This window comes from Streptomyces sp. CMB-StM0423 (genome assembly GCF_002847285.1).
GTDB lineage: Bacteria > Actinomycetota > Actinomycetes > Streptomycetales > Streptomycetaceae > Streptomyces.
The window spans coordinates 5,802,021-5,821,883 of the sequence record NZ_CP025407.1; the positions used below are offsets into that span (position 1 = coordinate 5,802,021).

A 19,863-nucleotide genomic window follows, 5' to 3' on the forward strand; every position below is an offset into this window, starting at 1 on the left:
CCGCGGACCCGCTTACGATGTCGAGGCACGCCCACCCGACGACACCGGATTGGCCACCGTGACCATGAGCGCTCTGACCGCCGCCCACGACCTCGCCGTGACCCTCGCCTCCGCATCCGAGAGCGGTGGCGGCGGCGAGCACGAGAGCAACCACGCCAGCCTGAACCCGTACTTCATCGGCGGGAGCGCGCTGTTCATCCTGCTCCTCCTGCTCTTCATCACCACCCGCTTCAACCGGGACCGCTGAGGGCGGTGAGACGCAGACTGGGCGTGATGGGCGGGACGTTCGATCCCATCCACCACGGTCACCTGGTGGCGGCGAGCGAGGTCGCCGCCCGCTTCCACCTCGACGAGGTGATCTTCGTGCCCACGGGCGAACCGTGGCAGAAGAGCGACAAGGCGGTGTCGCCGCGCGAGGACCGCTATCTGATGACCGTGATCGCCACGGCGTCGAACCCGCAGTTCTCGGTCAGCCGCATCGACATCGACCGCGAAGGGCCGACCTTCACGATCGACACCCTCCGGGAGCTGCACGGGCTCGAACCGGAGGCGGAGCTTTTCTTCATCACGGGCGCGGACGCGCTCTCCCAGATCTTCACCTGGCGGGGCGCGGAGGAACTGTTCTCGCTGGCCCACTTCATCGGGGTGACCAGGCCGGGTCACCGGTTGCACGACCCCGGGCTGCCGGAAGGCAGGGTGTCGTTGGTCGAGGTTCCCGCGCTCGCCATCTCGTCCACGGATTGCCGGGAACGGGTGGCTCGCGAGGAACCCGTCTGGTATTTGGTCCCTGACGGCGTTGTGCGCTACATCAACAAGCGAAGGCTTTACCGCGACGGCGATTGACGCGCAGGATCTACGAAGCGGCGGGGGCCGCACGGGGAGCGAAGGGTAAGTACGGGGGGACCATGGGCGGGGATTGCCCATTATGGAAGGGGCACCAGTGAACGACGGATACCGCGGCCCGCAGGGCCACGACCCGTACCAGGACCCCTACGCCCGCGGCTACGACCCGTACGCACAGCAGGGCTACGACTACGACCGGCAGGGCGCCCCCCAGGACCCCGGCGAGCAGGGCTACCGGGACCCGTCCTCCGGCTACGGGTACGACTACGACCCGTACGCCCAGCAGCAGCCGCCCCCGCCCCAGCAGAGTGCCGCCTACCCACCCCAGGCCCCCCGGGCGCAGCAGCAGCACTACGCCCCGCAGGCCCCGCCCCCGGCCGTCGGGTACGACTACGACTACGACCCCTACGGCCCCGCCGCCCACTCCGGCGAGCAGCCCGTGACGCCCGTACCGCCCGACGGCGAGTGGGGGCGCATCCCGCAGCAGCGGCCGCCCGGCGCGGAGCCCCCCGGCCGGGGCCGGCCGCCGCACGAGCCGCGCGAGTACGCCACCGAGCAGTTCTCCTTCGTCGAGGACGAGACCGAGTCCTCGGAAGACGTCATCGACTGGCTGAAGTTCACCGAGAGCCGCACCGAGCGCCGCGAGGAGGCCAAGCGGCGCGGCCGCAACCGCCGCATGGCGCTGCTGCTCGTCATGGTCCTCGCCGTGCTCGGCGGCACGGGCTATCTGTGGGCCACCGACCGCCTCCCCTTCGCCGGCGGCGACTCGGCGCCGGCGGAGGCGGGGGAGGAGAAGCGCGACACCCTGGTGGTGCACCTGCACGACACCGACGGCGGCGGCAGCGCCACCGCGCTGCTCGTGAACAACGCCACCACCGGCAAGGGCACCACCGTGCTGCTGCCCAACGACCTCGCCGTCTCCGGCGACGACGGCACCGCCACCACCCTGGGCCAGGCCGTCGACGAGCAGGGCGCGGGTGCCACCCGGGACGCGATCGACGCGCTGCTCGGCTCGCAGATCAAGGGAAGCTGGCGGCTGGACACCCCGTACCTGGAGATCCTCGTGGAGGGCGTCGGCGGCATCACCGTCGACGCCGACGCGACCGTGCCCGGCGCGAAGAAGGGCGACGACCCGCTGGTCGAGAAGGGCCCGCAGCGCAAGCTCAACGGCGAGCAGGCCATCGCCTACGCGACGTACCACGTGGACGGCGAGCCGCAGACGGCGCAGTTGAAGCGCTTCGGGCAGGTCATGCAGTCCGTGCTGAAGAAGCTGCCGAGCGACACCGCGGGCGCGAAGAGCCTGGTGAAGTCCATGGGCATGGTCCTGGACCCGTCGCTGTCCGAGGCCGAGCTGGCCGCGTCGCTGGCGTCGCTGTCGGAGCTGGCCAAGGAGGGCGCGTACGCGACCGAGACGCTGGAGGTCGGCGGCGACGGGCGGCCGAGCGAGCAGGCCACGCAGAAGGTCGTCGAGGACGTCCTGGGCGGCACGGTCAAGAACCCCGGCGGGGACACGGCGGCGCGGGTCAGCGTGCAGAACGGCGCGGGCAGCGCGAAGCCGGCGGAGACGGCGAAGGTCGCGCTGGTGAACGGCGGCTACACGTTCGTCGACGGCGGCCGGGCGGCGGAGCCGGAGGCGGCCTCCGAGGTGCGCTACGCGGACGCGGCGGCGAAGGAGGAGGCCGTGCAGGTCGCCAAGACGCTGGGGCTGCCGGAGAAGGCTGTGGTCAAGGGCAAGACGCCGGCGAACGCCGACGTGGCGGTCGTCCTCGGGCAGGACTACGAGGGGTGACCGTGCCGGGAGCCGCGGGGCTGTCGTACGGGCGTGAGATCCTGGAATACGTATCCGCAGCGATACCCCGAGTTCCCGACAGAAGTGGACAGCCCTGCCCGTGACCGCAACGGACCGCTCCATCGACCTGGTCAGCACCGCAGCCCAGGCCGCCGCCGACAAGCTCGCGCACGACATCGTCGCGTACGACGTCAGCGACGTCCTCGCCATCACCGACGCTTTTCTGCTCGCCTCGGCGCCCAACGACCGCCAGGTCAAGGCCATCGTGGACGGCGTCGAGGAGGCGCTGTTGAAGGAGCGCGGCGCCAAGCCGGTGCGGCGCGAGGGTGAGCGGGACGGCCGCTGGGTGCTGCTGGACTACTCGGACATCGTGGTCCACGTGCAGCACTCCGAGGAGCGGGTGTTCTACGCCCTGGAGCGGCTGTGGAAGGACTGCCCCAAGCTGGACCTGCCGCCGGACGCGGTGGCCACCCGCGGCCGCGCCGCGGAGTATGCGGAGGCCCACGGCGACGGGGCCCGGCGGGATGCGTGACCGCCGGATCGTCCTGTGGCGGCACGGCCAGACGGCCTGGAACCTGGAGCGGCGCTTCCAGGGTCAGACCGACATCGAGCTGACCGAGGCGGGCGTGCTGCAGGCGCGGCGCGCCGCCCGGCTGCTGGCGGCGCTGCGGCCGGACGCGATGATCTGCTCCGACCTGCTGCGCACCCGCGCCACGGCCGCGGAGCTGGCGTCGCTGACGAATCTCGACGTGACGTACGACAGCGCGCTGCGGGAGACGTACGCGGGCGTCTGGCAGGGGCTCACGCACGAGGAGATCATCGCGCGGCACGGCGAGCAGTACGCGGCGTGGAAGCGCGGCGAGCCGGTGCGGCGCGGCGGCGGTGAGCTGGAGACCGAGGTCGCGGACCGGGCGGCGCCGGTGGTGCTGGCGCACGCGGACAAGCTGTCGGACGCCGGCACGCTGGTGGTGGTCAGCCACGGCGGCACGATCCGGACGACGATCGGGCGGCTGCTGGGCATCGAGCCGCGGAACTGGGAGGCGCTGGGCGGGCTGTCGAACTGCAGTTGGTCGGTGCTCGGGGAGTCGGTGCGCGGCTGGCGGCTGCTGGAGCACAACGCGGGCAGCCTGCCGGAGCCGGTGCTGGGCGACGACACGTAGCTCCCGGGCGGCCGCCGGTGACCGATTTTTGTTTCCGGGCCCCTTCCGGCTAAGCTCTGTCTCGTTCGCCCCCGCGGTTGCGGCGGGGCGACTGCAAGGGGCTATAGCTCAGTTGGTAGAGCGCTTGCATGGCATGCAAGAGGTCAGGAGTTCGATTCTCCTTAGCTCCACAGAGCCGACCGGCGATGTGTGCCCGCGGAAAGCGCGGACCATGTCGCCTTTGTCGTTTCTGCACGGACTTCGTCCGCGCCCGGCGGGGGCTTCGCCACCCGCACCCCCTCACTCCGGCAGCCCCGCACTCTGTTCACCCCGCCCCCGTCCCGCTGTGGCGGGATTCGTCGTTTTCCGGCCCCTTCAGCGCCGCCTGCCGGGCGCGCTCCTCGGAGAGCGGGCGGGCGTGGGCCGGGCAGCCGACCAGGGGGTCCGCCAGCGTCCGCAGGCAGTCGAGCAGCGCGCGGCTCGCCTCGTCCGCGGGCGTGTAGACGACGATCCGGGTCTCCGGCATGCCGGTGATGGACAGCGACGTCGACACGCAGCGCAGCACGCCGACCGAGGCGTGCTGCACGACCTTGATGCGCGAGCCCGGCGGCGCCACGTCTCCCTTGCGCCACATCTCCGCGAAGTCCTCGCTGGTCTCGGAGAGGGTGTGGATCAGCCGCTCCCAGGACGGCTCGCCGACGTGCCGGCCGTACGCCCCGCGGAAGGTGGCCACGAGTATCGGCAGCTCCTCGTCCCGGTTGACCATCGCGCAGCAGCAGGCGCGGGCGGAGAAGAGCTGCCACAGCACGTTCCGGGCCTGCGGGCCTGCGGCGCGGACGGCGGGGAACATCCGCTCGTACAGCTCGTTGGCGGCGAGCACGTCATAGCGCGAGTTGTAGACCGCCGCGGGCAGGTCCATGGCGGCCAGGATCCCCAGCACCTCGGGGCCGACGGACTGGGCGGCGGCGGCCGGCTCGGGCGCGTACGGCACCTCGGCCAGGTGGTACAGGTGCTCGCGCTCCATCGCGTCCAGCCGCAGGGTGCGCGCCACCGCGTCGAGCACCTGGGGGCTGGCGTTGATGCGCCGGCCCTGCTCCAGCCACGTGTACCAGGTGACGCCGACGCCGGAGAGCTGCGCGACCTCCTCGCGGCGCAGCCCCGGGGTGCGGCGCCGCGGTCCCGGCGGCATGCCGACGTCCGCCGGGGTGATGCGCGCCCGGCGGCTGCGCAGGAAGGCCGCCAGCTCCGGCCTGCGGCGGCCGGCCGCCATCGTCGTCATGCTCATCTCCCCAGGGTCAGGGCGTTCCGCCCGCCGTGCCAGGTGCTGTCAGTACCAGCATCAGCAGGCTCTCATTACCAGTACGGCGCGGGGGAGATGCTCGCGGCATGCCTGACACCACCACGACGTCCCCCGCCGGCGGCAGCGCGCCCGGCGCCGCTGCCGTCTCCAGTAAAGCGCGCGGCACCGACAACGCTCCCGGCACACGTACCGGCTGGCTCCTCGGCATCGTCCTCGCCGGGCAGTTCATGGCGCTGCTCGACGTCTTCATCGTCAACGTCGCCGCCCCCACCATGCGCACCGACCTGGGCACCTCGGGCGCCGAGCTGCAACTGATCATCGCCGGATACGTCATCTCGTACTCCGTGCTGCTGATCACCGGCGCCCGGCTGGGCGCCATGCTCGGCCACCGCCGCATGTACCTCGGCGGGCTCGTGCTCTTCACCGCCGCCTCCCTCGCCTGCGGGCTGGCCGCCACCTCGGGGCAGCTCATCGCGTTCCGGCTGGTCCAGGGCGCGGGCGCGGCGGCGATGATCCCTCAGGTGCTCAGCCTGATCCAGCGCAACTTCACCGGCACCGAGCGGGTCCGGGCCCTCGGCGTCTACGCGGCCGTCCTGGCCACCGGCGCGGCCGCCGGGCAGATCGCGGGCGGCCTGCTGGTCAGCGCCGACATCTTCGGCTGGAGCTGGCGCCCGGTGTTCCTGGTGAACGTGGTGGTGGGCCTGCCGCTGCTGGTGCTCGGCGCCCGGCTGCTGCCGCGCGACGAGCCGCGGTCCGCGGCGGGCGGCGCCCCGTACGGCGGCGTCCTCGACCGCGGCGGGCTGGTGCTGCTGGCGGCCGCGGTGACCCTGTTCACCGTGCCGCTGGTGCTCGGGCAGGAGCTGGACTGGCCCGTCTGGGGCTGGATCATGCTGGGCGGCAGCGTCGCGGCGGTGGCGGCCTTCGCGGCGTACGAGTCGGGCCTCGCCCGGCGCGGGGGCGTGCCGCTGTTCCCTCCGCGCGTGGTGCGTGCGCCGGGGATGCCCGTGGCCGTCGTGCGCGCGGGGCTCGCGATGGTGCTCAACGGCGCGTTCATGTTCGTCATGGCGCTGCATCTGCAGTCAGGACTCGGCTTCGGCCCGCTGCGCGCCGGGCTGACCTTCGTACCGACCGCCGTCGCCTTCGGTATCGCCGGGCTGACCTGGCAGCGGCTCCCGGAGCGGCTGCGCCCGGCGGTGGTGCCGGCGGGCTTCGTGACGCTCACGGTGTCGTTCGTGGCGGTGGGTCTGGCGATGCGCGACGGCGGCGAGGGCGGCCCCGGCTTCTACGCCGGGCTGACCGGCGTCGGCCTCGGTCTCGCGCTGGCCTTCAGCCCCAACCTGACGGCCGCGCTCGCGCTCGTACGCACCGAGGACGCACCGCACGTCAGCGGCCTGCTGACGACCACCGCACAGCTCGGCGGGCTCATCGGCGTGGCGACGATCGGCACCCTGTACCTGGAGCGTGTGGGGGCGCTCACGGCGCGGAGTTCCGCGGACGCGGTGTGGGACGCGCTCCTCGCGCTGGCCGCTGTGGGGGTGCTCGGGCTGCTTGCGGGGGTTCGGTACCGGTATCGGCGCTGACCACCTCGGCCGCGCGTGGCAGAATCACAGCATCCTCACAGGGCGGAAGCCGAAGGGAGGGGCTGCGAGATGCCTTCGTGCGCCACCAGGAGGCAGCCGGCGGCCGAGACCCGCCGGCCGGGAGCGATCCGCGCCTCCGCCCTGCACTGTCCAGCCTGCGGTTCCTCGCACGTCGCGCAGGTGCTCGGTGACAACGGCGGAGTGTCCTATGTGTGCACGGCCTGCGGCCATAGCTGGAGCTGAGTGATGGGAGCACACAGCAGGAAGTGCGACTGGTGCGGAAACGGCACCCCCATCGTGCGCGACATGGAGCCGCTCAATCCCGACTACCAGTACTGGTGCGAGGAGTGCGCGCGGGCGCTGATCATAAAGGGCGATCCCATCGAGACCTACCGCGAGCTGGAGGGCGAGCCGATCTACGGCCGGCTGCTGGACGAGCACTGCACGCTCAAGCGCTTCTACTCGTTCGCGACGGCCTGATCTGCCACCGCCGCCGGTGGGGTAGGGTGAAGCCCGCCCAGGGGCTATAGCTCAGTTGGTAGAGCACTTGCATGGCATGCAAGGGGTCAGGAGTTCGAATCTCCTTAGCTCCACTCGGCTCCCCTTCCGGCTGCGATATCCTGAGCGCATGCGTGCCCGACGCCTTCTGCTTAGCGGGCCGCGCTGACGGCAGGAAACACTCAGCGCGGCGTCCCCTCCTGTGCGAGGGGTTTTTTCGTTTCCGCATCCGGCACCGCAGGCAGAGACCACCAGGAGCTTTGAGGACCATGAGCAGCGAGACGACCACCGCCGCCGCCACCGAGTCGGTGCCGCCGACGGCACCGCACCGCTACACCGCGGCCCTGGCGGCCGAGATCGAGGGACGCTGGCAGGAATTCTGGGAGCGCGAGGGCACGTACGCGGTGGACACGGCCGCGGCGTCGGACCGGCCCCGGAAGTTCATCATGGACATGTTCCCGTACCCCTCGGGCGCGGGCCTGCACGTGGGCCACCCGCTGGGGTACATCGCCACCGACGTCTTCGCCCGCTACGAGCGCATGACGGGCCACGACGTCCTGCACACCATGGGCTTCGACGCCTTCGGCCTGCCCGCCGAGCAGTACGCCGTGCAGACCGGCACCCATCCGCGCGTCACCACCGAGGCGAACATCGCCTCCATGCGCCGCCAACTGGGCCGGCTGGGCCTGGGGCACGACCGGGACAGGTCGTTCGCCACCATCGACCCGGACTACTACAAGTGGACCCAGTGGATCTTCCTGCAGATCTTCGAGTCCTGGTACGACGAGGAGGCGGGCGCCGCCCGCCCGATCGCCACCCTGGTCGAGCAGTTCGAGACCGGCAAGCGCGAGACGCCCGACCGGCGCCCCTGGGGCGAGCTGACGCCGGAGGAGCACGCCGAGGTGCTGAGCGGTCACCGGCTGGCGTACGCCTCCGACTCCCCGGTCAACTGGTGCCCCGGCCTGGGCACCGTGCTGGCCAACGAGGAGGTCACCGCGGACGGCCGCTCCGAGCGCGGCAACTTCCCCGTCTTCAAGGCGAATCTGCGGCAGTGGATGATGCGGATCACCGCCTACGCCGACCGGCTGCTGGCCGACCTGGACGAGCTGGACTGGCCCGAGGCCATCAAGCTGCAGCAGCGCAACTGGATCGGCCGCAGCGAGGGTGCCCGCGTCGACTTCCCCGTCGACGGCCACGAAGGCACGCAGATCCCGGTCTTCACCACCCGCCCCGACACCCTGTTCGGCGCCACCTACATGGTGCTGGCGCCCGAGCACCCGCTGGTCGACGGCATCGCACCGGCCGGCTGGCCGCAGGGCACCCACGAGGTGTGGACCGGCGGGCACGCCACGCCCGCGGAGGCGGTGGAGACGTACCGCGCGCAGGCCGCCGCCAAGTCCGACGTGGAGCGGCAGGCGGAAGCCAAGGAAAAGACCGGCGTGTTCACCGGCGCGTACGCCCTGAATCCCGTCAACGGCGAGCGCGTCCCCGTCTTCATCGCCGACTACGTCCTGATGGGCTACGGCACCGGCGCCATCATGGCCGTACCCGGACAGGACCAGCGCGACTGGGAGTTCTCCGAGGTCTTCGAGCTGCCCATCATCCGTACCGTGCAGCCGCCCGCGGACTGGGACGGCAAGGCGTACACCGGCGAAGGACCCGCGATCAACTCCGCGGGCGACGGCATCGACCTGAACGGGCTGGAGGTCGCCGACGCCAAGCGGAAGATCATCGCCTGGCTGGAGGACCACGGCGTCGGCGAAGGCACCGTCAGCTTCCGGCTGCGCGACTGGCTGTTCAGCCGGCAGCGCTACTGGGGCGAGCCCTTCCCGATCGTCTACGACGAGAACGACGTCGCCCACGCCCTGCCCGAGTCGATGCTGCCGCTGGAGCTGCCCGAGGTCGAGGACTACTCGCCGCGCACCTTCGACCCCGACGACGCCGGCAGCCGCCCCGAGACGCCCCTGTCGCGCAACGCGGACTGGGTGAACGTCACCCTGGACCTGGGCGATGGCTCGGGGCCGCGGCGCTACCGGCGCGAGACCAACACCATGCCCAACTGGGCCGGCTCCTGCTGGTACGAGCTGCGCTACCTGGACCCGCACAACGCCGGGCGGCTGGTCGACCCGGCGGTCGAGCGCGCCTGGATGGGCCCGGCCGAGGGCAAGCCGCACGGCGGCGTCGACCTGTACGTCGGCGGCGCCGAGCACGCCGTGCTGCACCTGCTGTACGCCCGCTTCTGGTCCAAGGTGCTGTACGACCTGGGGTACGTCTCGTCCGCCGAGCCGTTCCACAAGCTGTTCAACCAGGGCATGATCCAGGCGTACGTCTACCGCGACGCCCGCGGCTTCCCGGTGCCCGCCGCGGAGGTCGAGGAGCGCGACGGCGGCTACTGGTACGACGGCGCGCAGGTCAGGCGCGAGCTGGGCAAGATGGGCAAGTCCCTGAAGAACGCCGTCACGCCGGACGAGATCTGCTCCGAGTACGGGGCGGACACGCTGCGGCTGTACGAGATGGCGATGGGCCCCCTGGACGTCTCCCGGCCCTGGGACACCCGCGCGGTCGTCGGCCAGTACCGGCTGCTGCAGCGGCTGTGGCGCAACGTCGTCGACGAGTCGACGGGTGCGGTCACGGTCGTGGACGCCGAGCCGGACGAGGCGACGCTGCGGGCGGTGCACAAGGCCGTCGACGGGGTCACCAGGGACATGGCGGGGCTGCGCTTCAACACCGCCATCGCGAAGGTGACGGAGCTGAACAACCACGTCACCAAGCTGCCGGCGGTGCCGCGGAGCGTCGCCGAGGCGCTGGTGAAGCTGGTCGCGCCGCTGGCGCCGCACGTCGCCGAGGAGCTGTGGCACCGGCTGGGGCACGTCACGACGGTGGTCTACGAGCCGTTCCCGGTCGCCGATCCGCGGTACGTGGCCGACGAGACGGTCACGTGCGTGGTGCAGGTCAAGGGCAAGGTCAAGGCCCGGCTGGAGGTGTCGCCCGACATCTCGGACGCGGATCTGGAGGCGGCGGCCCTGGCGGACGAGGCGGTGGTGCGCGCGCTGGGCGGGGCGCCGGTCCGGAAGGTGATCGTACGGGCGCCGAAGCTGGTGAACGTGGTCATCTGAGGGCGCCCGGCGCCTTCGTACGAGGCGCGGGAGCAGCCGCGGGACACGCAAGGAAGCCGCCGCGGAGCACTGGTGGGCCCGGTCGCGGGACCGGCCGCGGCCGGGTCCCCGGGGCGTTCCCTAAGGGACGATTCCGGGAAGGGCGGGGGGCCGGCGGGGCCGCCCGGCCTTTCCCGTACCCGTAGTCTGGAGGGCAGACCGCCTGCCGTGGCCGCCCGGGGCTGCGCGGCCCGAGATGGAGGGATGCGGACCTCATGGACGTCGTCGTCGCTCTGCTGGCGCTGTTCTTCGTGCTCTGTGTCGCGGCGGGCGTGGTCCTGACCGTGAAGGCCACGCGGGCGGTGAAGCGCGGCGTCGAGCGCACGGTGGCCGACACCCGCAGAACGGTCCAGGAGACGACGCTCAAAGCCCGCCGCGCGGTGCAGCCCGGCGCGGCCGGTGACATCGCGGGCCTGCGGCTCTCCCTGCGCAACTCCATCGACGCCACCCGTCGCGAGCTGGAGCACGCCGTGCAGGGCGACCCCGGGCTGCGCGAGTCGATCGGCCTGCTCGACCGGCTCCACGAGTACGCGCGCCAGGTCGACGGCGAGCTGCGGCACCTGGAGCGGGAGCCGGACAAGTCGCGCATCGCGGAGCGGCTGCCGGAGCTGCGCACCCGCGCGGAGCGGATCGCACAGTCGGCGAACTCGCTGCGCTGGGCGGCGCAGGACCGCGCGCGGCACACGGCGGAGGACGAGGACGGGCTGGACGCGCTGACGACGCAGATCGACCTGGAGACCGGCGCGCTGCGGCACTGGACGCCGGCGGCGGAGCAGGAGGCGGCCCCGGGCGCCGCGTCGGCCGAGGCACCGCCGTCCGAGGCGACTTCGGGCGAGAAGACGCGCCCCGCGGACGGCGCGGGCCGGTCGCCGAAGCAGCAGCCGGCGCTGTCGTCCGGCGGGACGCCGGAGGGGCAGGACGCCTTCCAGGCGCTGCTGTCGAAGATCGAGAAGCTGCGCAAGCCGGAGTCGGCATAGAGCTGTCCGCGGCCGGGACACCGGGCGTGACCTGGGCGGACCGCCTAGGCCGTACGCGCCGCGCGGGCCCTCGGATGCGGGGTGTTCGGCGAGCCCAGTAGTGTCTTGGGCATGTCCCCCGATGTCGCTGTCGTCGCCGATTCCACGGCCTATCTGCCGCCCGAGGCGATGCGGCGGCACGGCATCATCTCCGTCCCGCTGACCGTCGTGCTCGGCGACCGGGCGCTGGAGGAGGGCACCGAGATCTCCGCCCGCTCGCTGGCCGAGGCGCTGCGCAAGCGGAACCCGGTGACGACGTCGCGGCCCAGCCCCGCGCTCTTCGCGGCCACGTACCGGAAGGCGGCGGAGGCGGGCGCGCGGGGCATCGTGTCGCTGCACCTGTCCGCGGAGTTCTCCGGGACGTACGACGCGGCGGTGCTGGCGGCGAAGGAGGCGCCGGTGCCGGTGCGGGTGGTGGACACCCGCATGGTGGCGATGGCCCTCGGCTTCTGCGCGATCGCCGCCGCCGAGGCGGCGGAGGCGGGCGGCACCGTGGACGACGCGGTGGAGGCGGCGGAGCGGCGGGCGGCGGGCACGTCGGCGTTCTTCTACGTCGACACCCTGGACTACCTGCGCCGCGGCGGCCGGATCGGCACGGCACAGGCGCTGCTGGGCTCGGCGCTGGCGGTCAAGCCGCTGCTGCGGCTGGACGGCGGGCGGATCGAGCTGCTGGAGAAGGTCCGTACGGCGAGCCGGGCGATCCTGCGGCTGGAGGAGCTGGTGCTCGAACGGGCGGCGGAGGGCCCGGTGGACGTCGCGGTGCACCACCTGGCGGCGGCGGAGCGGGCGGCGGAGCTGGCGGACCGGCTGCGGGAGCGGGTGCCGGGGCTGGAGGAGCTGCACCTGAGCGAGGTGGGCGCGGTGATCGGGGCGCACACGGGGCCGGGGCTGCTGGGCGCGGTGGTGTCGCGGCGGGGCGGCGCGTAGCCGCGGGTTGTCCACAACCGGCGAGTTATCCACAGGAATTGCCGGTGATCAGCGGGGGTGGGGGCGGGGCTCGTACCTTCGGGCCATGAGCGCACGAACGGGTACGGAGACCAGGGGACCGGGACGCCACGAGCAGCGCAGGCGCGGTCGGCGGGGGAGCGGGGCGCCGAGGACCGCGTCGCGGGAGCACCTGCGCCACAGAGCAACAGCGATGCTCGGCCCGCCTATCCGCCACCCCACGGACGAACCACGCCCAGACCTCCGCTGGACCAGCAAGGACCCCCCGCGCTTCCCCCGGAGGGGGACGGGCGGCGAGGGTGCGGAGGAACCGGGGCCGGCGAAGCCGGGATGGTCCGACCGGGGGCGGAGTACGGCGGGGGAGTCGCACGGGCCGCAGATGGCGGAGCCGACCGCGCCGCCGGGGTGGGGCCGGGGCGGTGTGCCGCCGGCGACGGAGGAAACCGGCCGGGCGGCGCCCGGTGGCTCGGCGTTGCCGTCGCGCTCGGGCGCGGACGGCGCCGATGGGCAGCCGCCCGAGGGCGGTTCGCCACGGCGCGCGGCGCCCGCGTCCGCACCGCGGGGTGCGGGCGGCGGGGCGCGCTTGCCGGGATCGCAGCGGCGCGTTGCCGGCCGGGACGCGGGCAGTAGCAGCGCGGGGGCGGCGGCCCGGCTTTCCGTACCTGCGCCGGAGCCTCCCTTTGACGAGGGTGAACCGGACCCGCCCGGGCCGCGGCGGCAGTTCGCCCGCCGGGCCGCGGGCAGCCGTGACGGCGGGCCGGTGCCGGCCCGTGTCCCTGTGCCCGCTCCCGCGCCTGCCTCCGGCTCTGTGCCCGCCCGTCCACCCGCGCCCCTCTCTGTTCCCGCCCCTGCTCCCGTGGCCACCCCCGTCGTCGCGCCACCCCGCCGTACCGCCGCTCCCACCACCGCCCCGGCCGCCGGGCGCGCCGCCTCCCCACCCGAGGGGGCCGGCGATCAACCGGCCCTCGACCGCGAGGAGATGGGGCGGTGGGAGCGGTGGGGGGTTGCGGTGCGGGAGCGGTTGCCGGTGTGGATCCGGCTGCGATGCGGGCTGGAGCCCGCGACGTGCGCGGCTCTCGTGCTGGTGCTCGTCGCCGGGGTCGCTCTCGCCGCGTACCACTTCTGGTCCGGCCGCCCCCAGCCCGTACACCCTCCGGAGGCACGGGGCTCCGCGCCGACGCCCGCCGCGGAGGCGGCGGTGCCGGATGCCGCGGGGGAGCCCAGCGCCCGGGCGGCGGCGGACGTGGTGGTGGACGTCGTCGGCAAGGTGCGCGAGCCGGGTGTCCACCGGCTGCCCGCCGGGTCGCGTGTCGAGGACGCCTTACGCGCCGCGGGCGGTGTCCGCCCGGGCGCCGAGGCCGATGGCCTGAACCGGGCGCGGCCGCTGGTCGACGGCGAGCAGATCGTCGTCGGCGAGCCGCCACCCGCGGCGCCCGGCGCCCCACCGGCCCCTGCCCCGAGCCCACCGGCGGGAGGCGGCTCGCCGGTGACCGGACCGACGGCGGTGGTGAGCCTCAACTCCGCGACGCTCGAACAGCTCGACGCGCTGCCGGGCATCGGCCCCGTACTGGCGCAGCACATCATCGACTACCGCGACCAGAACGGCGGCTTCACCGACATCGAGCAACTCCGCGACGTGAACGGCATCGGTGACAGCCGCTTCGCGGACCTCCGCCCCCATGTCCAGCCGTGACCCCGCCTCGACCGCGACCACCGCCGCCGCATCCGCCCGACCCCCGGTACCCCGGGGCCGGTTGCCGGGCACGCTACGGGCGGACTGCGCGGCGGCCCCGTCCCCCGCGGCGGAGGGTCCTGGCGATCTGCGGCTGGTGCCACCCGCGTTGGCCGCCTGGGTGGCGGCAGCGCTGGCGCTGGGCCGGGAGGGCGCGGCGGTGCCGGTGGCGTGCGGACTGGCAACGGCCGCCGCGCTGGTGCTGCTTGCCGCCGCCCGCCTCCGCGGGAGGTGGCGCGGGGCGCGGCCGGGGCACCGCCCGGCCACCGTCCGCCCGGCCGCCGCCGCGCGGTCGCGGGTGCTGGTGGCCGGGGCGGCGGCGCTGCTGTGCGGTGCCGCGGGTGCGGGGGTTGCGGCGTTGCACGGCGCCGACCTCCACCGAGGACCGCTGCCGGCGGTCGCCGAACGGTACGGGCAGGCCACCGTCGAGATGGAGGTGACCTCCGACCCCCGGCTGACCCGGCCGCAGGTCCGCGGCCCGGCCGCCACCCCCGCCGCCGTACTCATCAGAGCCGAAGCCCGCCACGTGACCACCCGCCCCACGGACACGCCCCAAGCGTCGCCGAAGAGCCCCGTGCCACAGACCGCCACCACCCCGCCGACCGCCCTTCCCGTACCGCGAGCCGCCGCTCCGGAGCCGACCGCCTCCACCGATCCGACGCCAACCCCACCCGTCACTCCGGCCGTCAGTGCAACCCCCGGAGCCGCCGGCCCACCGCCGACCCTCGCCGGCTTGGCGCCCGCACCCCTCGCCACCCCGCCCGTCGACGCAACCCGTCAAGCCGCCGGCCTGGCTCCCACCCAACCCGCCACCGCCCCACAGACCGCCCGCGTGCGCACACCCGTACTGGTCCTCGTGCAGCCCCGCGACGCCGCCGCACGGCAAGCCTGGTTGGGGCTGTTGCCCTCGACCCGGGTGCGCGTCGACGCGCGGGTTTCGCCGGACTCCGGGGGCGGCCGGGCCGTGGGGGCCGTGCTGCGGGTCGTCGGGGACGGGCCGCCGGACGTCGTGGGCCTGCCCAGCGGGATGCAGCGCGCCGCGGGCGCTCTGCGGGGCGGGCTGCGCGAGGCCACCGACGGGCTCACCGCAGACGCCCGCGCGCTGCTGCCCGGGCTCGTCGTCGGCGACACCTCCCGTATCCCCGCCGAACTCCAGGACGCCTTCCACGCCACCGACCTCACTCACCTTCTTGCCGTCAGCGGAGCCAACTTCACGATCCTGCTCGCCCTCCTCATCGGCCCGCCCCACCTCGCCGCCCGCGCCGAGCGCCGCGGGCTCGCCCCGCGGCTCGGCATTCCGCTGCGCGCGACCGCGCTCCTCGGCGGGCTCCTCACCCTCGGCTTCGTCGTCGTCTGCCGCCCCGAGCCCAGCGTCCTGCGGGCGGCCGTCTGCGGGCTCCTCACCCTGGTCGCCCTCGGCACCGGCCGGCGCCGCTCCCTGCTGCCCGCCCTCGCCGCCGCCGTCCTGCTGCTCGTCCTCTACGACCCGTGGCTGGCCCGCGAATACGGCTTCCTCCTCTCCGTCCTGGCCACCGCCGCCCTGCTCACCCTCGCGCCCCGCTGGAGCGCGGCGCTGCGCGCCCGCCGGGTGCCGCCGCGGCTCGCCGAGGCGCTGGCGGCGGCCGGGGCCGCGCAGGCGGTGTGCGCGCCCGTCGTCGCCGTGCTCGCGGCGCGGGTCAGCCTGGTCGCGATCCCGTGCAACCTGCTCGCCGAGTTCGCCGTCGCGCCCGCCACCGTCCTGGGGTTCGCGGCGCTCGCCGCCGCCCTGCCGGCGATGCCCGTGGCGGAGTTGCTGGCGACGCCCGCGGGCTGGGCGGCGGAGTGGATCGCCGCCGTCGCCAGGACCGGGGCGGCGCTGCCCGGCGCCACGTACGGCTGGCCCGGCGGCTGGTACGGCGGGCTGGCCCTGGCCGCCGTGACCCCTCCCCTTCTGCTCGGCCTGCGCCGCCTGGCCCGCCGCCGGTGGCTCTGCGTCGCCTGCGCCCTTCTCGTGCTGCTCGCCGTGCTCCGCCCCGTACCCCTGACCCGGGTCCTCACCGGCTGGCCGCCCGCCGGCTGGCGCCTCGTGGCGTGTGACGTCGGCCAGGGCGACGCGCTCGCGCTGGCCGCGGGCGACGGGGAGGCGGTCGTCGTGGACACCGGACCCGACCCCGCGCTGGTCGACCGCTGCCTGCGCGACCTCGGCGTCCACCGCGTCCCGCTCGTCGTCCTCACCCACTTCCACGACGACCACGTCGCCGGTCTGGCCGGTGTGCTGCGCGGCCGTGCCGTGGGCGCCATCCAGGTCGGCGGCCTGGACGAACCCGCGGGCCAGGCGGCCGCCGTGCGCCGTACGGCGGCCGCCGCGGGCGTGCCGGTGGTCCGCGCGCGCCCGGGGGAGCGGCGCCGGGTGGGCGGGCTGTCGTGGCAGGTGGTGTGGCCGGCGGCCGGCGCACCGCCCCCGGCCGAGCCGAACGACGCGAGCGTCACCCTCCTCGTGGAGACGGCCGGCCTCACCGTGCTCCTGCCAGGGGACCTGGAGCCGCCCGCCCAGCGCGCCTTGCTCGCCGCCGTCCCCCAACTGCCCCGCCTCGACGCCCTGAAGGTCCCGCATCACGGCTCCGCGTACCAGGACCACGAACTGCTACGGCGCCTCAGGCCCCGCTTCGCCCTCGTCAGCGCGGGCGCCGGCAATCCCTACGGCCACCCCTCGCCCCGCACCGTCGCCGCCCTGCGCGCCCAGGGAGCCGCGGTGCTGCGCACCGACCTGCACGGCCCCCTCGCCCTCACCGCGGAAGGAGAGGCAGAGGACCGCACCCCCGCCGCCACCCTGGGCGGCAGATAGCCGCGCCGGCAACGGATCCAAACGGACCGGTGAACTCCGGCACTTGACCCAAGCCCGCCCCAGTTGTCACAACCCGGCGGTAGACCCCCGGTTTGCATAGAAAGCAGTACCAGTGCTCGAATGAATGCCCGAGCCACTGAAATTCCACGGGGGTGGATGCTTCATGATCGGTCGTCTCCGGCGCAGATCCCCGGCCACGGCAAACCGGCGCGGCGCCGGCCTGGTCGGCGTGCGGGTCCCTGCACACGCGGGGGTGCTGAGCTGCCGCGTGCTCGACCCCGTCGAACAGCCGCTGCCGCAGGCGGAGGTCGTGCTCGCCGACGCCGCCGGGCGCAAGGTCGTCAGCGGCGAGAGCGATCCGTTCGGCACCTTCGTCGTCGCCGTCCCGGCCGGCAGCTACCGGCTCTCGATCAACGCCGAGGGCTTCACCCCGTACCGCGGCGAGGCCGAAGTCGCGGAAGGCGCCCACAACTCCCTCGGCGACCTCGCCCTCGGCCCCTCCCCGCTGCCGCAGCTCCCGCCGCCCGGCGACTGGGAGGTCGACCCGGCGCACACCACCATCGCGTTCGTCGCGCAGCACATCGGCATGGCGCGCGTACGCGGCCGGTTCAACGCCTTCAACGGCGCCCTGCGCGTCGGCCAGCGCATGGAGGACTCGGCCATGCGCGTCGCCATCGAGGCGGCCAGCATCGACACCAACATCAGGATGCGCGACGACCACCTGCGCTCCCCGGACTTCCTCGACGTCCAGCGCTACCCGGCGATCGAGTTCGCCAGCGACCGCTTCCTCCACCGCGGCGGCGCCCGCTGGGCCGTCACCGGCGCCCTGTCCATCCACGGTGTCAGCCGCACCGTCACGCTCGACACCCGCTACCTCGGCACCGGTTACGGCATGGAGGGCGAACTGCGCGCCGCCTGCCGGGCGACCGTCGAACTGCACCGCGAGGACTTCACGCTCAACTGGCAGCACATGCTCGCCCGCGGCATCGCAGTCGTGGGCTCCAGCATCCAGATCGAACTGGACATCCAGGTGGTGGCCGCGAGCTGACGCCGCGGGGTGCCCCGCGAGCTGACGCTACGGGGCCGCGCGGCGGGCCCGGCCGGTCAGCCGGCCGGGTCGTCCGGCACGGTCGCGGAGCCCTCCAGCCACCCGTCGTACGACTCGGCCAGGTCCTCCAGCCCCGCCGCCACCGCCTCCGGCGCGTCCTCGACGACGACCAGCCACTGCGCGTCCTCCGCGTCGTCCTCGCCGGCCAGGGCGTCGCGGATCAGGTGCGGCTCCCCGGCCAGGCCGAAGCGCTCCACGGCCAGCTCGGCCACCTCCTCCGCGGCGTCGCGGTCGGGCAGCACGAGTACGTAGGTCAGGTCGCTCACGCCGCCATTGTGCCCGTGGCCGCGGGCGGTGTCGTACCGGCGTGGGATGCTGTACGGCGATGGCAGCGACGACGCGGAACCCCAGGACCAGCAAGGGCGGCAGCGCCAGCGGCGACCCGCTCACCCCCGTCACGCTCGCCGTGGGCCAGGAGGACCTGCTGGTCGACCGCGCCGTGCAGGAGGTCGTGGCCGCCGCCCGCGCCGCCGACCCCGACACCGACGTGCGCGAGCTGACCCACGACGCCCTCCAGCCCGGCACGCTCGCCGAGCTGACCAGCCCGTCGCTCTTCGCCGAGCGCAAGGTCGTGGTCGTACGGGGCGCGCAGGACCTCGCCGCCGACGCGGTGAAGGACGTCAAGTCGTACGTGGCCGCCCCCGCCGCCGAGATCACCCTGGTGCTGGCGCACGCCGGCGGCGCCAAGGGCAAGGGCCTGCTGGACGCGGCGCGCAAGGCCGGCGCCCGGGAGGTCGACTGCGCGAAGGTGACCCGCCCCGCGGACCGGCTGGCGTTCGTGAAGGCCGAGTTCCGGGCCGCCGGCCGCACCGCGACGCCGTCGGCCTGCCAGGCGCTGGTCGACGCGATCGGCTCCGACCTGCGGGAGATGGCCAGCGCGTGCGCGCAGCTCGCGGCCGACGTGGAGGGCACGATCGACGACGCGGTCGTCGCGCGCTACTACACGGGCCGGGCCGAGACCTCCGGCTTCGAGGTGGCCGACCGGGCCGTCGAGGGCCGTACGGCCGAGGCCCTGGAGGCCCTCCGCTGGGCGCTGAGCACGGGCGTGGCTCCGGTCCTGCTCACCAGCGCCCTCGCCCAGGGCGTCCGCTCCATCGGCCGCCTCGCCTCCGCCCCCCGCGGCATGCGCCCCGCCGACCTGGCCCGCGAGCTGGGCATGCCGCCGTGGAAAGTGGACCGCGTCCGCCAGCAGATGCGCGGCTGGACCGCGGACGGCGTGGCGACGGCACTCCGCGCGGTGGCCCAGGCGGACGCGGACGTCAAGGGCGGCTCGGACGACCCGGCCTACGCCCTGGAAAGAGCCGTAGTAACCATCAGCACAGCCGCCCGCCCCCGCTGACCCAGGCACCCCTGGTCCGGGGGCCACCAGGAACGACTGCGGCGGCCGGCCCGCCGCATGGCCGGGGCCAACGCCCATGCGCAAGGCCCCGTCGGGGCCCTGGGGAGGGGCCGGGACGGGGCCTTGCGGGGATGCTGTGCGCCGCACCCGCGTGGCGAACGCAGGCCGCGTGCGGCGTGATGTTCTCGGTGCCCGGCCGGAGCGGAGTGAGAGGGCTCGCGACTGTCGGCCGGGGGTGGGCCCCTTCGGGGACCGGGGTCAGACCTGGAGGGCCTGGACGCGCTTGGCCAGGGCGGCCTTCTTGTTCGCCGCCTGGTTGCGGTGGATGACGCCCTTGCTGACCGCCTTGTCCAGCTTGCGGGCGGCGGCGCGCTGCGCCTCCACGGCCTTCTCGGCGTCCCCGGCCTCGACGGCCTCACGGGTACGGCGGACCGCGGTGCGCAGTTCGGACTTCACGGCCTTGTTGCGCAGCCGGGCCTTCTCGTTGGTCTTGATCCGCTTGATCTGGGACTTGATGTTCGCCACGTAGCTGCCTCTTGAGAGATGTTCGAAGATCGTCCTGTGGGACCTGAACTGCCGGACCTCACCGGGTCCA

The 19,863-nt window shown here is 74.2% G+C and carries 17 protein-coding genes and 2 tRNA genes; 16 read left to right on the plus strand and 3 right to left on the minus strand.

Annotation, left to right across the window (positions count from 1 at the left end):
- The first annotated feature begins 64 nt into the window (after positions 1-64).
- From CXR04_RS25195 to CXR04_RS25220, 6 genes are all read left to right on the plus strand, one after another.
- Positions 65-247 carry a hypothetical protein gene (locus CXR04_RS25195; protein WP_101426591.1) on the plus strand — a complete coding sequence of 61 codons (183 nt, stop codon included), beginning with the start codon at positions 65-67 and terminating at the stop codon, positions 245-247.
- 5 nt (positions 248-252) lie between these two features.
- Positions 253-843, plus strand: coding sequence for a nicotinate-nucleotide adenylyltransferase (nadD, locus tag CXR04_RS25200; protein WP_199850524.1), 591 nt, complete (start codon positions 253-255; stop codon positions 841-843).
- A 97-nt stretch (positions 844-940) separates the two neighbouring features.
- A complete protein-coding gene (locus CXR04_RS25205; RefSeq protein WP_101424552.1) occupies positions 941-2,632 on the plus strand; it encodes an LCP family protein in 1,692 nt (563 codons plus the stop codon).
- A gap of 100 nt (positions 2,633-2,732) precedes the next feature.
- Positions 2,733-3,164, plus strand: coding sequence for a ribosome silencing factor (rsfS, locus tag CXR04_RS25210; RefSeq protein WP_101424553.1), 432 nt, complete (start codon positions 2,733-2,735; stop codon positions 3,162-3,164).
- Positions 3,157-3,792: a histidine phosphatase family protein gene (locus CXR04_RS25215; protein ID WP_199850525.1), complete on the plus strand. Its 636-nt coding sequence runs from the start codon at positions 3,157-3,159 to the stop codon at positions 3,790-3,792. The genes rsfS and CXR04_RS25215 overlap by 8 nt, the downstream gene beginning before the upstream one ends.
- Positions 3,793-3,889: 97 nt before the next feature.
- A tRNA-Ala gene (locus CXR04_RS25220) sits at positions 3,890-3,962 on the plus strand.
- A 134-nt stretch (positions 3,963-4,096) separates the two neighbouring features.
- On the opposite strand, the gene CXR04_RS25225 is transcribed toward CXR04_RS25220, so the two are convergent.
- On the minus strand, positions 4,097-5,050 hold the full coding sequence (locus CXR04_RS25225) for a helix-turn-helix transcriptional regulator (RefSeq protein WP_101424555.1): 954 nt from the start codon (positions 5,048-5,050) through the stop codon (positions 4,097-4,099).
- A gap of 107 nt (positions 5,051-5,157) precedes the next feature.
- On the opposite strand from CXR04_RS25225, the gene CXR04_RS25230 reads away from it, so the two are divergent.
- The 9 genes from CXR04_RS25230 to CXR04_RS25270 all read left to right on the plus strand — a co-directional run bounded on the left by CXR04_RS25230 (position 5,158) and on the right by CXR04_RS25270 (position 17,869).
- Complete coding sequence (locus tag CXR04_RS25230; RefSeq protein ID WP_101424556.1) at positions 5,158-6,651, plus strand: MFS transporter; 1,494 nt, start codon at positions 5,158-5,160, stop codon at positions 6,649-6,651.
- A gap of 246 nt (positions 6,652-6,897) precedes the next feature.
- On the plus strand, positions 6,898-7,131 hold the full coding sequence (locus CXR04_RS25235; protein ID WP_026276023.1) for a hypothetical protein: 234 nt from the start codon (positions 6,898-6,900) through the stop codon (positions 7,129-7,131).
- Positions 7,132-7,171: 40 nt separating this feature from the next.
- Positions 7,172-7,244, plus strand: a tRNA-Ala gene (locus CXR04_RS25240).
- 174 nt (positions 7,245-7,418) lie between these two features.
- Positions 7,419-10,265: a leucine--tRNA ligase gene (gene leuS / locus CXR04_RS25245; protein ID WP_101424557.1), complete on the plus strand. Its 2,847-nt coding sequence runs from the start codon at positions 7,419-7,421 to the stop codon at positions 10,263-10,265.
- A gap of 254 nt (positions 10,266-10,519) precedes the next feature.
- The gene (locus CXR04_RS25250; RefSeq protein ID WP_101424558.1) at positions 10,520-11,281 is read left to right on the plus strand and encodes a hypothetical protein; all 762 of its coding nucleotides are present in this window, start codon (positions 10,520-10,522) and stop codon (positions 11,279-11,281) included.
- A gap of 111 nt (positions 11,282-11,392) precedes the next feature.
- On the plus strand, positions 11,393-12,247 hold the full coding sequence (locus CXR04_RS25255; RefSeq protein ID WP_101424559.1) for a DegV family protein: 855 nt from the start codon (positions 11,393-11,395) through the stop codon (positions 12,245-12,247).
- A gap of 874 nt (positions 12,248-13,121) precedes the next feature.
- Positions 13,122-13,958 carry a ComEA family DNA-binding protein gene (locus CXR04_RS35320; protein WP_324842822.1) on the plus strand — a complete coding sequence of 279 codons (837 nt, stop codon included), beginning with the start codon at positions 13,122-13,124 and terminating at the stop codon, positions 13,956-13,958.
- A gap of 148 nt (positions 13,959-14,106) precedes the next feature.
- Entirely contained in the window at positions 14,107-16,821 is a 2,715-nt protein-coding gene (locus tag CXR04_RS25265) for a ComEC/Rec2 family competence protein (RefSeq protein WP_101424560.1), read from the plus strand.
- Positions 16,822-16,984: 163 nt separating this feature from the next.
- Entirely contained in the window at positions 16,985-17,869 is an 885-nt protein-coding gene (locus CXR04_RS25270) for a YceI family protein (protein ID WP_101424561.1), read from the plus strand.
- Between the two features lie 56 nt (positions 17,870-17,925).
- On the opposite strand, the gene CXR04_RS25275 is transcribed toward CXR04_RS25270, so the two are convergent.
- Positions 17,926-18,195: a hypothetical protein gene (locus tag CXR04_RS25275; RefSeq protein WP_101424562.1), complete on the minus strand. Its 270-nt coding sequence runs from the start codon at positions 18,193-18,195 to the stop codon at positions 17,926-17,928.
- Between the two features lie 59 nt (positions 18,196-18,254).
- On the opposite strand from CXR04_RS25275, the gene holA reads away from it, so the two are divergent.
- A complete protein-coding gene (gene holA, locus CXR04_RS25280; RefSeq protein ID WP_101424563.1) occupies positions 18,255-19,268 on the plus strand; it encodes a DNA polymerase III subunit delta in 1,014 nt (337 codons plus the stop codon).
- A gap of 258 nt (positions 19,269-19,526) precedes the next feature.
- Here the strand turns inward: holA and rpsT are convergent, their stop codons facing one another.
- On the minus strand, positions 19,527-19,793 hold the full coding sequence (rpsT, locus tag CXR04_RS25285) for a 30S ribosomal protein S20 (RefSeq protein ID WP_101424564.1): 267 nt from the start codon (positions 19,791-19,793) through the stop codon (positions 19,527-19,529).
- Positions 19,794-19,863 lie beyond the last annotated feature (70 nt).

Coding starts and splice junctions, on each gene's coding strand:
- CXR04_RS25195 (WP_101426591.1), top strand. CDS start 65: ATGAGCGCTCTGACCGCCGCCCACGACCTCGCCGTGACCCTCGCCTCC.
- CXR04_RS25215 (WP_199850525.1), top strand. CDS start 3,157: ATGCGTGACCGCCGGATCGTCCTGTGGCGGCACGGCCAGACGGCCTGG.
- CXR04_RS25225 (WP_101424555.1), bottom strand. CDS start 5,050: ATGACGACGATGGCGGCCGGCCGCCGCAGGCCGGAGCTGGCGGCCTTC.
- CXR04_RS25230 (WP_101424556.1), top strand. CDS start 5,158: ATGCCTGACACCACCACGACGTCCCCCGCCGGCGGCAGCGCGCCCGGC.
- CXR04_RS25235 (WP_026276023.1), top strand. CDS start 6,898: ATGGGAGCACACAGCAGGAAGTGCGACTGGTGCGGAAACGGCACCCCC.
- leuS (WP_101424557.1), top strand. CDS start 7,419: ATGAGCAGCGAGACGACCACCGCCGCCGCCACCGAGTCGGTGCCGCCG.
- CXR04_RS25250 (WP_101424558.1), top strand. CDS start 10,520: ATGGACGTCGTCGTCGCTCTGCTGGCGCTGTTCTTCGTGCTCTGTGTC.
- CXR04_RS25255 (WP_101424559.1), top strand. CDS start 11,393: ATGTCCCCCGATGTCGCTGTCGTCGCCGATTCCACGGCCTATCTGCCG.
- CXR04_RS25270 (WP_101424561.1), top strand. CDS start 16,985: ATGATCGGTCGTCTCCGGCGCAGATCCCCGGCCACGGCAAACCGGCGC.
- holA (WP_101424563.1), top strand. CDS start 18,255: ATGGCAGCGACGACGCGGAACCCCAGGACCAGCAAGGGCGGCAGCGCC.